The 12,891-nt window shown below is 64.4% G+C and carries 13 protein-coding genes and 1 other RNA gene; 9 read left to right on the top strand and 5 right to left on the bottom strand.

Annotated features, from left to right (window positions below; all coding sequences use genetic code 11):
• Positions 1 to 44 precede the first annotated feature (44 nt).
• The 5 genes from N7422_RS14405 to N7422_RS14385 form a co-directional block, all read right to left on the bottom strand.
• Complete coding sequence (locus tag N7422_RS14405) at positions 45 to 263, bottom strand: YgdI/YgdR family lipoprotein (RefSeq protein WP_279807151.1); 219 nt, start codon at positions 261 to 263, stop codon at positions 45 to 47.
• 57 nt (positions 264 to 320) lie between these two features.
• A complete protein-coding gene (locus tag N7422_RS14400; RefSeq protein WP_279807150.1) occupies positions 321 to 899 on the bottom strand; it encodes a BON domain-containing protein in 579 nt (192 codons plus the stop codon).
• Positions 896 to 1,489: a phosphoheptose isomerase gene (locus N7422_RS14395; protein ID WP_279807149.1), complete on the bottom strand. Its 594-nt coding sequence runs from the start codon at positions 1,487 to 1,489 to the stop codon at positions 896 to 898. The genes N7422_RS14400 and N7422_RS14395 overlap by 4 nt, the downstream gene beginning before the upstream one ends.
• An 87-nt stretch (positions 1,490 to 1,576) precedes the next feature.
• Positions 1,577 to 1,948 carry a YraN family protein gene (locus tag N7422_RS14390; RefSeq protein WP_279807148.1) on the bottom strand — a complete coding sequence of 124 codons (372 nt, stop codon included), beginning with the start codon at positions 1,946 to 1,948 and terminating at the stop codon, positions 1,577 to 1,579.
• Positions 1,948 to 3,765, bottom strand: a complete 1,818-nt coding sequence (locus N7422_RS14385; RefSeq protein ID WP_279807147.1) for a penicillin-binding protein activator — start codon at positions 3,763 to 3,765, stop codon at positions 1,948 to 1,950. The genes N7422_RS14390 and N7422_RS14385 overlap by 1 nt, the downstream gene beginning before the upstream one ends.
• 188 nt (positions 3,766 to 3,953) lie before the next feature.
• Between N7422_RS14385 and rsmI the strand changes: the two genes are divergently transcribed.
• The 9 genes from rsmI to mraY all read left to right on the top strand — a co-directional run bounded on the left by rsmI (position 3,954) and on the right by mraY (position 12,890).
• Positions 3,954 to 4,829 carry a 16S rRNA (cytidine(1402)-2'-O)-methyltransferase gene (rsmI, locus tag N7422_RS14380; protein ID WP_279807146.1) on the top strand — a complete coding sequence of 292 codons (876 nt, stop codon included), beginning with the start codon at positions 3,954 to 3,956 and terminating at the stop codon, positions 4,827 to 4,829.
• Positions 4,830 to 4,896: 67 nt separating this feature from the next.
• An RNA gene (gene rnpB / locus N7422_RS14375) (RNase P RNA component class A) lies at positions 4,897 to 5,256 on the top strand.
• A 309-nt stretch (positions 5,257 to 5,565) separates the two neighbouring features.
• Positions 5,566 to 6,021 (top strand): division/cell wall cluster transcriptional repressor MraZ, encoded by a 456-nt coding sequence (gene mraZ, locus N7422_RS14370; protein ID WP_011535546.1) that lies wholly within the window; start codon positions 5,566 to 5,568, stop codon positions 6,019 to 6,021.
• Between the two features lie 2 nt (positions 6,022 to 6,023).
• Complete coding sequence (gene rsmH, locus N7422_RS14365) at positions 6,024 to 6,965, top strand: 16S rRNA (cytosine(1402)-N(4))-methyltransferase RsmH (protein ID WP_279807243.1); 942 nt, start codon at positions 6,024 to 6,026, stop codon at positions 6,963 to 6,965.
• Positions 6,962 to 7,255, top strand: a complete 294-nt coding sequence (gene ftsL, locus N7422_RS14360; RefSeq protein ID WP_279807145.1) for a cell division protein FtsL — start codon at positions 6,962 to 6,964, stop codon at positions 7,253 to 7,255. The genes rsmH and ftsL overlap by 4 nt, the downstream gene beginning before the upstream one ends.
• Positions 7,255 to 8,985, top strand: coding sequence for a penicillin-binding protein 2 (locus tag N7422_RS14355; protein ID WP_279807242.1), 1,731 nt, complete (start codon positions 7,255 to 7,257; stop codon positions 8,983 to 8,985). The genes ftsL and N7422_RS14355 overlap by 1 nt, the downstream gene beginning before the upstream one ends.
• Positions 8,985 to 10,448 (top strand): UDP-N-acetylmuramoyl-L-alanyl-D-glutamate--2,6-diaminopimelate ligase, encoded by a 1,464-nt coding sequence (locus tag N7422_RS14350; protein WP_279807144.1) that lies wholly within the window; start codon positions 8,985 to 8,987, stop codon positions 10,446 to 10,448. Before N7422_RS14355 ends, N7422_RS14350 begins: the two co-directional genes overlap by 1 nt.
• Entirely contained in the window at positions 10,441 to 11,808 is a 1,368-nt protein-coding gene (gene murF, locus N7422_RS14345) for a UDP-N-acetylmuramoyl-tripeptide--D-alanyl-D-alanine ligase (protein WP_279807143.1), read from the top strand. Before N7422_RS14350 ends, murF begins: the two co-directional genes overlap by 8 nt.
• Positions 11,808 to 12,890, top strand: a complete 1,083-nt coding sequence (gene mraY, locus N7422_RS14340; protein ID WP_279807142.1) for a phospho-N-acetylmuramoyl-pentapeptide-transferase — start codon at positions 11,808 to 11,810, stop codon at positions 12,888 to 12,890. The genes murF and mraY overlap by 1 nt, the downstream gene beginning before the upstream one ends.
• Position 12,891: the final 1 nt, after the last annotated feature.

Genomic DNA, 12,891 nt, shown 5'->3' with positions numbered 1-12,891 from the left:
AAAGGCGATCCGCATGGATCGCCTTTTTCGTTACCGCAGTTGGATCACAGGTCCTTGATGCTTTGCACCTGGTCCTTGTTGATGCGGGTCGGCTTGCCGTCCAGTTGCTTGAACTCGTAGAAGCCGGAGTCGCGGTCGTAGTGCGGCGTGTCGGTGGTCTGCAGTTCGCGGCCATCGTTGAGAATGATCACGCTCGGGGTGGAGCAGCCGGCCAGGGTGGCAAGGGCGCCGAACAGCAGGGCAGGCAGCAGGAGCTTCTTCATGGGGTACTTCCTGGATCAGGGGTGGAGAACGGGCACCGGGGTACCCGTCGAGGTTGTTCAGTCGATGTATTCGAACAGCTTGACGATCTTCTGCACGCCCGACACGCCCTGCACCACATTGGTGGCGGCATTGGCCTCTTGCTGAGTCACCAGGCCGAGCATGTAGACAATACCGTTTTCGGTGATCACCTTGATCCGCGAGCCGGGGACGCTGGCGTCGGCCAGCATCTGGGTCTTGATCTTGGTGGTCAGCCAGGCGTCGTTGTTGCGCGCGAGGATGGACGACGGCTGCATGACCTGCAGCTCGTTATGCACCTTCTTGACCCGTTGCACCTGGCCGGCGGTCTGCTCGGCGAGGGACTTGAGATCGGCGCGCGGCGTTTGGCCGGCGAGCAGCACCACGCCGTTGTAGCTGCTGACGACGACGTGTGAGTTCTTGTCGAGATCGGGGTTGGCCTTGGCGATGTTGACCGAAACCTTGGTTTCGATCAGCGAGTCGTCGATCTTGCTGCCGATGGTCCGCGTGCCGCGGTCATCCTCGATCGGCGAATTGCGCGCTGAGGTCAGCACCGAGCTGCAGCCGGAAACACCCAGGCACAGGGTAAGGGCCATCAGGCCGAGACGCTTGGAGATCATTCTTCACTCCCGAACAGTTGGCTGTCGATCAGGTCGCACAGGCAGTGGATCGCCAGCAGGTGGACTTCCTGGATGCGTGCCGTGACCGTGGCGGGGACGCGGATTTCCACGTCTTCGGGCAGCAGCAGGGATGCCATGCCGCCGCCGTCGCGTCCGGTCAGGGCGACGACAATCATTTCGCGGTCATGCGCGGCCTGGATCGCTTGAATCACGTTGGCCGAGTTGCCGCTGGTGGAGATCGCCAGCAGCACGTCGCCGGGCTGGCCCAGGGCGCGAATCTGCTTGGAGAAGACTTCGTTGTAGCTGTAGTCGTTGGCGATGGAGGTGAGCGTCGAGCTGTCGGTGGTCAGCGCGATGGCCGGCAGGCTCGGGCGTTCGCGCTCGAAGCGGTTGAGCAGTTCCGAGGAGAAGTGTTGGGCATCGCCGGCCGAGCCGCCATTGCCGCACGCCAGCATCTTGCCGTCGTTGAGCAGGGCGTTGACCATGACCAGGCTGGCCTGCTCGATATAGGGGGCCAGGATGTCCATTGCCTGCTGCTTGGTATCGATGCTGGCCTGGAACAGCCGGCGGATTCGGGATTGCATGTCCATCTGGGTGACCTTAAGTAGGGCGGTGGCTGGCGCGACGCGCGACAGGGACCAGCCCGCGAAACATAGAGCTAGAAATTCGGATAGGGTTCAGCATTCGAAGGCGTTTTTCAGCCATTGAAGCGGTTGCCCCGCGTGCCCCTGGCCCTGCAGGGCGACTACGTCGAAGCGGCAGGGTTGGGTGGCCCAGCGGGATTCGCTCTGCAGGAAAAGGTTGGCGGCAAGCGTCAGTCGCTTCTGCTTGCGCTCGTCGATACTGCCAAGCGCGCCACCGAAGCCCGCGTGCAACCGATAGCGGACTTCGACGAATACTACTGTATCGGCATCGAGCATGACCAGATCAAGCTCGCCGCCCTTGCATCGCCAGTTGCGCGTCAACAGCTGCAGGCCATGCCCTTCGAGGTATTCAAGGGCATGGTCTTCTGCTGCCTGGCCGGCGCGGCTGGGCGATGCGTCGGGCATCAGCGCGGGGTATCCGGCAGGCGCTTGACCTGGCCGCCGGCGAACTCGGCCCATGGCAGTTGACGCTCCACGCGCTGGTTGGCGTTCATGCTCAGGCTGCCGGACAGGCCTTCCACGCGGTTGTCCGGGAGCGCCTTGAGTTGCCCCAGGCGCGGCGCCAGGCTGTAGGCGTCAACCCCCATGGCATACAGGCGGCCGAGGCTGCCGGCGGCCTGTGGCCACTGCTGCACGACCTGCTGGCGCAGGCTGTTGGTGCTGTCGAGCAGCCACGGCGTTTCGCAGAAGCGAATGCCGTTCATGTCGTTGTACTGGTTCACGTCACCGCTGGCGCTGTACAGGTTGGAGGTGGCGTAGACCGGCACGTCGCCGGCGTACTGGAAGTTCAGGGTCGGCTTGATCTGCTGCGCCTGCTGTGGGGTCGAGGCGAGGAAGATGAAGTCGATGTCCTGGCGACGCGAAGGCTGCGCGGCGATGTTGCCGCCGACGGTGCTCTGCAGGCTCTTGGCCCGGCCTTCGCTCTGGCGCAGCTGGAACAGGTCGGCGATCTGCTGGGCGAGGGCGACGGGCTGGGCGATGCGCTGGGCGGTGATCAGGGTGCCACCGTTGCCTTCCCAGTCCTGGCGGAAGGCGGCCAGCACGCGGTCGCCCCATTCGCCGCTCGGCACCAGGGCCACGGCACGGACCATGCCGTCGGCGCGGGCGCGGCGCGCCACTTCGCGGGCTTCGTCCTCGGCGGCCAGGCCGAACTGGAACAGTTGCGCCGGAGCCTTCTGACCTGCCTCCGCGTAGTTCAGCGCCAGGGTGGTGATGGGCAGTTGTGGATAGGCGGCAAGCTTCTTGACCAGTGGTTTCTCCAGCGGGCCGACCACCAGTTGCACGCCTGCTGCCTGGGCCTGGCGGTAGAAGTCATCGAGCGAGGTGATGCGCGAACTGTCGAAGACCTGTATGGCCGGGGCTGGTTGGCCACCTTGCTGTGCCTGGAAGTGCGCGGCCATGAAGCCATCGCGCAGGGCGCGGGCAACGCCGGCCAGCGGCCCCTCCTGGGGCAGCAGCAGGGCAATCTTGGTCAGCGGCTGGCTGGCCAGCTCCTTGAGCTTCACCAGGGCCTGGGGCAGCTGCTTGGCGGCCGGATGGTCCGGATGCTGGTTGCGCCAGGTATCGATGGCGGACTGTTGCTGCTCCAGGGTACCGGCGCTCTTGACCGTGAGGGCCAGGCTGGTCCAGCCGGCCAGGGTTTCGTTGCTGGCGGGTTGCTGGAGTTGCTCGGCAGGCAGCGAGGCGACCAGCGCCCAGATGGCGTCGTTGTTGGCGGCGCCGGCCTGGCCGCTGAGCAGCGGGGCAAGCAGCACGCGCTGCTCAGCGGCGGCCAGGGTCTGGCCGTCGGCTTCAAGGGCTGCGGCGTGCACGCTGTAGGTGCGCGCCTGCTGTTCTTCCGGTAGCTCGCCGACGCGTTGCAGGCTCGGATGGGCAAGGGCGGTCAGTGCGGCCTTGGGCTGGTTGCGGCTCATGGCCAGCTCGGCGGCCAGCGTGGAGGCGAACACTTGCTGGGCGGGCTTGAGCGAGTCCAGTGGGACTTGTTCGAGAATGCGGGCCGAGCGCGGGAAGTCCTTCTGTTTGAATGCCAGGTCCGCGGCGCTCAGGCGCAGCAGTGCGGCATCTTCCGCGGACTTGCTGGACGCTGCTTTCTCCAGCAGTTGCTCGATGCTGGCATCCGGGGTGCGTGGCAGTTCGCCCAGGCTGGATGAGGGCGAGCTGGCGCAGGCCGCCAGCAGGGCAGCGAGGCAGAAGGCTGTGAACAGCCGCAGGCAAGCGATCATGTAAAGGTCCTGTTACTCGATCAAGTTGGCCGGCAATTGTACCCAAGCGCCGCGCGTGGTGCGATCTTGCCGACAACGAACCTTCACTATAGATGGCCGAGTGGAGGGCACCGTGGAAGTTCTTTGCGCCCTGTTGCAGGTGCTCGGGCTACAATGGCGGCCTTTGATCCGGAAAGCAGGTGCGCGCAGTGACTGATGTTGCAGGGGTTTCGAAATCCACGTTGGGCAAGCTTTATGTCGTCGCCACGCCCATCGGCAACCTCGACGACATGAGTGCTCGGGCGCTCAAGGTGCTCGCCGACGCGAGCCTGATCGCCGCGGAGGATACTCGGCATTCGGTGCGCCTGCTGCAGCACTTTGGCATCGACACGCCGCTGGCGGCCTGCCATGAGCATAACGAGCGCGACGAAGGTGGGCGCTTCATCACCCGGCTGCTGGCGGGGGACGACGTGGCGCTGGTGTCCGACGCCGGCACGCCCTTGATCTCCGATCCGGGTTATCACCTGGTGCGTCAGGCGCGTGCCGCAGGCGTGCAGGTGGTGCCCGTGCCGGGCGCTTGCGCGTTGATTGCCGCCTTGTCGGCGGCGGGCCTGCCGTCGGACCGTTTCATCTTCGAAGGCTTTCTGCCGGCCAAGGCCGCAGGGCGGCGGGCGCGCCTGGAGCAAGTCAAGGAAGAGCCGCGTACGTTGATCTTCTACGAGGCGCCGCACCGCATCCTGGAGTGCCTGGAAGATATGGAGGCGGTGTTCGGTGGTGAGCGTCCGGCAGTTCTGGCGCGTGAGATCACCAAGACGTTCGAGACCCTCAAGGGCTTGCCGTTGGCAGAGCTGCGCGGGTTCGTGCAAGGCGACAGCAACCAGCAGCGCGGTGAGTGCGTGGTGCTGGTGGCCGGCTGGAGTGCGCCGGAAGGTGAGCAGGCCATCAGCGCCGAAGCGCAGCGGGTACTCGACTTGCTGCTGGCCGAGCTGCCGCTGAAAAAAGCCGCGGCGCTGGCTGCCGAGATCACGGGTGTGCGCAAGAATCTGCTCTATCAGCTGGCGCTGGAAAAACAGAAATCCAACTAATGGCGTAGTGATATTAGTTGTCGTCTCGCTTGTTCTCGAGCGCCGCTACCGGTAACCTTGGCGGCGGAGAGTCGATCGGACAGTCGCTGCCGTCTTTTGTTCCGCAAGAGGCGGGGGAGGAAAGTCCGGGCTCCATAGGGCAGAGTGCCAGGTAACGCCTGGGAGGCGCGAGCCTACGGAAAGTGCCACAGAAAACAACCGCCTAAGCACTTCGGTGCCGGTAAGGGTGAAAAGGTGCGGTAAGAGCGCACCGCACGGCTGGCAACAGTCCGTGGCTAGGTAAACCCCACTCGGAGCAAGACCAAATAGGGTTCCATATGGCGTGGCCCGCGTCGGAACCGGGTAGGTTGCTAGAGGCGTCCAGTGATGGCCGTCGTAGAGGAATGACTGTCCTCGACAAAACCCGGCTTACAGATCGACTCTCCACCTCTTCCCTCCCTGCTTGATTCGATAGCAGATGCGTCCTGGTAATACCGAAAAATTCTTACTCTTAATAAATTACTTTAACTCCGCACTCTATCCGCTTGAGTGTATTTGATTTTTCCCGTCATTTTTTCTCTCCGTTAATCCTTCCATCTTCCTTTGTTGCGCTAAATCTCCGTCCTGTAAGGGATTTCCTTATGAACGTGCCTTGACGGTGTGGCGGGCGGATTCCTATAGTGTGCGCAAGTGGCAGAAAGTGGGATGAAGTGGGTTTTCTGGCACAAAAACGCTAACATTGTGGGGAATCGCAGCCGTGTTTCGCGGAGCCAACGCCGTCAGCCTCGATGCAAAGGGCCGTCTCGCCATGCCGAGCCGGTACCGTGACGAGCTCGATTCGCGTTGCAATGGCCAGTTGATCGTGACCATCGACGCCGTTGATCCCTGCTTGTGTGTTTATCCCCTCGATGAGTGGGAACAGATAGAAGCCAAGTTGCGTGCCTTGCCATCGTTGCGTGAGGAAAACCGTCGCCTGCAGCGTCTGCTGATCGGTAATGCGGTTGACCTGGAGCTCGATGGCAGTGGGCGTTTCCTGGTGCCACCCCGCCTGCGTGAATACGCCAAGCTCGACAAGAAGGCGATGCTGGTGGGGCAGCTGAACAAATTCCAGCTGTGGGATGAGGATGCCTGGAACGCGGTTTCGGCAGCCGACCTTGCAGCTATTCAACAACCGGGCGCCATGCCCGATGACTTGCGTGACCTGATCCTGTGACCATAGATAGCGGCTTCAACCACATCACCGTCCTGCTCGACGAAGCTGTCGAGGCATTGGCCCTGCGCGCCGACGGTTGCTATCTGGACGGCACCTTCGGGCGCGGCGGCCATAGTCGCCTCATCCTCAGCAAGCTCGGGCCGCAGGGGCGGTTGCTGGGGTTCGACAAAGATCCACAGGCGATTGCCACGGGGCAAGCGCTGGCGGCCGAAGACGGCCGCTTTGTCATTGTGCAGCGCAGCTTTGCCGAACTGGGCGCGGAAGTCGCCGAGCGCGGCCTTGACGGCCAGGTCAGCGGCATCCTGCTCGATCTGGGGGTGTCCTCGCCGCAGCTGGACGACCCGGAACGTGGCTTCAGCTTCCTGAACGACGGCCCGCTGGACATGCGCATGAACCCAGGGCAGGGCATCAGTGCCGCCGAGTTCATCGCCACTGCGCCGGAAGAAGAAATCGCCCGTGTCTTCAAGGAATACGGCGAAGAGCGCTTCGCCAAGCGCATGGCCCGTGCCGTGGTGCAGCGTCGCGAGCAGCAGCCCTTCACCCGTACCGGTGACCTCGCCGAAGTGCTCAAGGTCGCCAACCCGGCCTGGGAAAAAGGCAAGAACCCGGCCACCCGCGCGTTCCAGGGGCTGCGCATCCATGTCAACAACGAACTGGGCGATCTGGAGGCCGGCCTCGAGGCTGCGATCGATGCCCTGGAGGTTGGCGGTCGCCTGGCGGTGATCAGCTTCCACTCCCTCGAAGATCGCATCGTCAAGCTGTTCATGCGCAAGCTGGCCAAGGGCGAGCAGGATAATCTGCCACGCAACCTGCCGGTGCAGCACAAGGTCTTCGAGCCGAAGATCAAGCTCATCGGCAAGGCGCAGTTCGCCTCCGAAGCCGAGCTCAAGGCCAACCCGCGGGCGCGCAGCGCCGTGATGCGGGTGGCGGAGAAGTTGCGGTGAGCCGGCTGTTCGCCAAACCTTTGCCAGGCGGAAGCTTCCTGATGCTTCTGCTGTTCGTGGGTGTGCTGATTTCGGCGATCGCCGTGTCCTACAGCGCCCACTGGAACCGCCAACTGCTCAACACCCTGTACGGCGAGTTGAGCGAGCGCGACAAGGCGCAGGCCGAGTGGGGTCGGCTGATCCTCGAACAAAGCACCTGGACCGCCTCCAGCCGTATCGAGAGCCTGGCTTCCGAGCAGCTCAAGATGCGTGTGCCGGCCGCTGACGAAGTGCGGATGGTGGCGCCATGATGAAGCTCGAGGGCGCACTCTACCCCTGGCGGTTCAGGGTGGTGATCGGCTTGCTGGCGCTGATGGTCGGTGCCATCTGCTGGCGCATCATCGACCTGCAGGTGGTCGACCGTGACTTCCTCAAGGGCCAGGGCGATGCCCGCAGCCTGCGTCACATTCCCATCCCCGCGCACCGCGGCCTGATCACCGACCGCAACGGCGAGCCATTGGCCGTCAGCACCCCGGTCACCACCCTGTGGGCCAACCCCAAGGAAATGCAGGCGTCGAAGGAGCGCTGGCCACAATTGGCGGCTGCACTGGGACAGAACGCCCAGCAACTGACCGAGCGTCTCACCCAGCAGGCCAGCAAGGAATTCATCTACCTGGTCCGCGGCCTGACCCCGGAGCAGGGGCAGCATGTGCTCGACCTGAAAGTGCCTGGCGTATATGGCCTGGAAGAGTTCCGCCGTTTCTATCCCGCCGGCGATGTCACTGCGCACATGGTCGGATTCACCGACCTGGACGACCATGGTCGTGAAGGCGTCGAGCTCGCCTACGACGAATGGCTCGCCGGGGTGCCCGGCAAGCGCCAGGTGATCAAGGACCGGCGCGGCCGGCTGATCAAGGACATCCAGGTAACCAAGAACGCCAAGGCCGGTAAGACCTTGGCGTTGTCGATAGACCTGCGCCTGCAGTACCTGGCCACCCGCGAACTGCGCAACGCCATCGCCGAGCAGGAAGCCAAGGCCGGCAGCCTGGTGATCATGGACGTCAAGACCGGCGAGGTCCTGGCCATGGTCAACCAGCCGACCTACAACCCGAACAACCGCCGCAGCATGTTCCCCGCAGCCATGCGCAACCGGGCGATCATCGACGTGTTCGAGCCTGGCTCCACGGTCAAGCCGATCTCGATGAGTGCCGCGCTGCAGAGCGGCCGCTGGAAGCCCACCGACAAGGTCGAGGTGTATCCGGGCACCCTGCAGATCGGTCGCTATACCATCAAGGACGTTTCCCGCAGCGAGGGCCCGATCCTCGACCTGACCGGCATCCTGATCAACTCCTCCAACGTCGGCATGAGCAAGATCGCCTTCGATATCGGCGGCGAGGCCATCTACCGCGTGATGTCCCAGGTCGGTCTGGGGCAGTACACCGGCCTTGGCTTCCCGGGCGAGCGCGTTGGCAACCTGCCCAATCATCGCGAGTGGCGCAAGGCCGAGACGGCGACGCTGTCGTACGGCTATGGCGTCTCCGTCACCGCCCTGCAGCTGGTGCATGCCTACGCCGCGATTGCCAACGACGGCAAGATGGTGCCGCTGTCCATCCTCAAGGTCGACAAGGCGCCGGAAGCCGTGCAGGCCATTCCGAAGGAAACCGCCGAGACCGTGCAGGGCATGCTGCAGCAGGTGATCGAGGCGCCGCGCGGCGTGTTCCGTGCCCAGGTGCCGTTCTATCACGTGGGTGGCAAGTCCGGTACGGCGCGTAAAGCCACCGTCGGTTCCAAGGGCTACACCGAGAACGCCTACCGCTCGCTGTTCGCCGGCTTCGGCCCGATGAGCGATCCGCGCTACGCCATCGTCGTGGTCATCGACGAGCCCAGCAAGGGCGGTTACTTCGGTGGCCTGGTCTCGGCCCCCGTATTCAGCAAAGTGATGTCAGGCACCCTGCGCCTGATGAATGTGCCGCCGGACAACCTGCCTGCGCCTTCGACGCAGCAAGCCAGCGCAGTACCCGCCAAGGGAGGGCGAGGTTGATGACGATGCCATTGAGCAAGCTGTTCGCCCATGCCAGCCGCGATCCGCTGATCCGCGAGTTGACGCTGGACAGTCGTGCCGTACGCCCGGGCGATCTGTTCCTGGCCGTGCCGGGCGCCAAGGTCGATGGCCGTGCGCATATCGCCGACGCCCTGGCCCGTGGCGCCGCCGCTGTGGCCTACGAAGAGCAGGGCGCCAGCGTGCTGCCGCTCACCGACGTGCCGCTGATTCCGGTCAAGGGCCTGATCGGCCAGCTGTCGCAGATTGCCGGGCGCTTCTATGGCGAGCCTAGCCGTCAACTCGAACTGGTCGGCGTGACTGGCACCAACGGCAAGACCAGCGTGACGCAACTGCTGGCCCAGGCCCTCGACACCCTGGGCAAGCGCTGCGGCCTGATCGGCACGCTGGGCACCGGCTTCTACGGTGAACTGCAGAGCGGGCGCCTGACCACGCCGGACCCGATCGCCGTGCAGTCGACCTTGAACGACCTGAAGAAGGGCGGGGCCAAGGCCGTGGCCATGGAAGTCTCCTCCCACGCGCTCGAGCAAGGCCGGGTCGCCGCCCTGGACTTCGATATCGCGGTGATGACCAACCTGTCCCGCGACCACCTGGACTACCACGGCAGCATGGAGGCCTATGAGGCCGCCAAGGCCAAGCTGTTCGCCTGGCCGAGCCTGCGCGCCCGGGTGGTCAACCTGGACGACGATTTCGGTCGCCGTCTGGCCGCGTCCCCTGCCCAGTCGCGCCTGATCAGCTACAGCCTGCAGGACTCGGCGGCGACGCTGTTCTGCAAGCAGGCCACGTTCAATGACGATGGCGTACGCGCCGTGATCGTCACCCCGCAGGGCGAGCATGTGCTGCGCAGTCGTCTGCTGGGCCGTTTCAACCTGAGCAACATGCTGGCGGCGGTGGCCACCCTGCTGGCACTGGATTACCCGTTGGACGAGATTCTCAAGGTCACCTCGCAGCTGCAGGGGCCGGTCGGCCGCATGCAACGCCTGGGTGGCGGCGACAAGCCGTTGGTGGTGGTCGACTACGCCCACACCCCGGACGCCCTGGAAAAGGTCCTCGAAGCCCTGCGCCCCCATGCCCATGGCAAGCTGCTGTGCCTGTTCGGTTGCGGCGGCGACCGTGATGCCGGCAAGCGCCCGCTGATGGCCGAAGTGGCCGAGCGCCTGGCCGACCGTGTACTGGTCACCGACGACAATCCCCGCACCGAGGACCCGCTGCGCATCTTCGACGATATCCGCCCTGGCTTCGCCAAGCCGGCAGCCGTCGAGTTCGTTGCCGGACGCGGCGAGGCCATCGCCCGCCTGATCGCCGGCGCCGGCGCCGACGATGTGATCGTCCTGGCCGGCAAGGGGCATGAGGATTATCAGGAGATCAATGGCGAACGCCATGAGTTCTCCGATCTGGTGGAAGCCGACAAGGCACTTGCAGCCTGGGAGGCGCCACATGTTTAAGCCCATGACACTCAGCCAGCTGACCCACGTGCTGAACGCGCGCCAGGTCGGCGCCGACGCAAGCTTCACCGGCGTCAGCATCGACAGCCGCACGGTCGCACCTGGCCAGTTGTTCGTCGCCCTGACCGGCCCGCGTTTCGATGGCCATAACTATCTGGCCGATGTCCAGGCCAAGGGCGCTGTCGCGGCCCTGGTCGAGCGCGAAGTCGCCGATGTCGACCTGCCGCAGCTGGTGGTGGCTGACTGCCGCGTAGCCCTTGGTCAGCTCGGCGCCCTCAACCGCGCCTATTTCGACAAGCCGGTCGTCGCCATTACAGGCTCCAGCGGCAAGACGACGGTCAAGGAGATGCTGGCCGCCATCCTGCGTACTCGAGGAGCGGTGCACGCCACCCGTGGCAACCTGAACAATGACCTCGGCGCGCCGCTGACCCTGCTGGAAATCGCGCCCGAGCACAGTGCCGCGGTGATCGAGCTGGGCGCCTCGCGCATCGGCGAGATCCGCTATACCGTTGGCCTCACCCAGCCACAGGTGGTCATCATCAACAACGCCGGCACCGCCCATGTGGGCGAGTTCGGTGGCCCGGAGAAGATCGTCGAAGCCAAGGGCGAGATCCTCGAAGGTCTGGGCGAGGGCGGTGTGGCCGTCCTCAACCTGGCCGACAAGGCATTCGACATCTGGCGCAAGCGTGCGGGCGATCACCGTATTTTCAGCTTCGCCCTGGATAATCCGCAGGCAGACTTCTACGCCAGCGACATCGGTCGTGATGCCCGGGGCTGTCCGTCGTTCACCCTGCGTGGGCCGGACGGCAGCGTCCCGGTGCAGCTGAACCTGCTCGGTACCCATAACGTCAGCAACGCCCTGGCCGCCGCCGCCGCCGCCCACGCCGTTGGTCTGAGCCTGAATGGCATCGCCGCCGGCCTGGGCGCCGTGCAACCGGTCAAGGGCCGCACCGTGGCCCAGATTGCGCCGAACGGCGTACGGGTGATCGACGACAGCTACAACGCAAATCCCACCTCGATGTGCGCCGCCATTGATATACTCGCCGGCTTTTCCGGACGCACCGTCCTGGTGCTCGGGGATATCGGCGAACTGGGGCAATGGGCCGAGGATGGCCACCGCCAGGTGGGTGATTACGCCCGCGGCAAGGTCGACGCCCTGTACGCGGTAGGTACCAACATGGCCCATGCGGTCAAGGCGTTCGGTGCCAATGGCCGCCATTTCGCTACTCAAGCTGAGCTGATCGATGCTGTTCGTGCCGAGACAGCCAGCGATACCACTATCTTGATCAAGGGCTCGCGCAGCGCTGCGATGGAAAACGTCGTGGCCGCATTGTGCGGTGCCAGCGGGGAGAAACATTAATGCTGCTGCTGTTGGCTGAGTATCTGCAACAGTTCCACAAGGGCTTCGCGGTCTTCCAGTACCTGTCCCTGCGCGGGATCCTCGGTGTGCTGACCGCGTTGTCCCTGGCCCTTTGGTTGGGCCCGTGGATGATCCGTACCCTGCAGATCCGCCAGATCGGTCAGGCCGTGCGCAACGACGGCCCGCAATCGCACCTGTCCAAATCCGGCACGCCGACCATGGGCGGCGCGCTGATCCTTTCCGCCATCGCCATCAGCACCCTGCTGTGGGCCGACCTGACCAACCGCTACGTGTGGGTGGTGCTGATCGTCACCCTGGCGTTCGGCGCCATCGGCTGGGTCGACGACTATCGCAAGGTGATCGAGAAGAACTCCCGTGGCCTGCCGAGCCGCTGGAAGTATTTCTGGCAGTCGGTGTTCGGCCTGGCCGCGGCGATCTTCCTGTACAAGACCGCGCCGACCAGCGTCGAGACCACGCTGATCATCCCGATGCTCAAGGACCTGGCCATTCCGCTGGGGGCCGGGTTCATCGTGCTCACCTACTTCGTCATCGTCGGCTCGAGCAACGCGGTCAACCTGACCGACGGCCTCGACGGCCTGGCGATCATGCCGACCGTGATGGTCGGCGGCGCCCTGGGCATCTTCTGCTACCTGTCGGGCAACGTGAAATTCGCCGAATACCTGCTGATTCCGTACGTGCCGGGCGCGGGCGAGCTGATCGTGTTCTGCGGTGCGCTGATCGGTGCCGGCCTGGGCTTCCTGTGGTTCAACACCTATCCGGCACAGGTGTTCATGGGCGATGTCGGCGCGCTGGCGCTGGGCGCCGCACTGGGCACCATCGCGGTGATCGTTCGCCAGGAAATCGTCCTGTTCATCATGGGCGGTGTGTTCGTGATGGAGACCCTGTCGGTGGTCATCCAGGTGGCGTCGTTCAAGCTCACCGGCAAGCGCGTGTTCCGCATGGCGCCGATCCACCACCACTTTGAACTCAAGGGTTGGCCCGAGCCACGGGTGATCGTCCGCTTCTGGATCATCACCGTGATTCTGGTGCTGATTGGCCTTGCCACCCTGAAACTGAGGTAAA

The organism is Pseudomonas sp. GD04091, assembly GCF_029836165.1.
Classification (GTDB): Bacteria; Pseudomonadota; Gammaproteobacteria; order Pseudomonadales; family Pseudomonadaceae; genus Aquipseudomonas.
The sequence above is the reverse complement of the archived record's forward strand: the minus strand, read 5'-3'. Positions and strand labels throughout refer to the sequence as shown.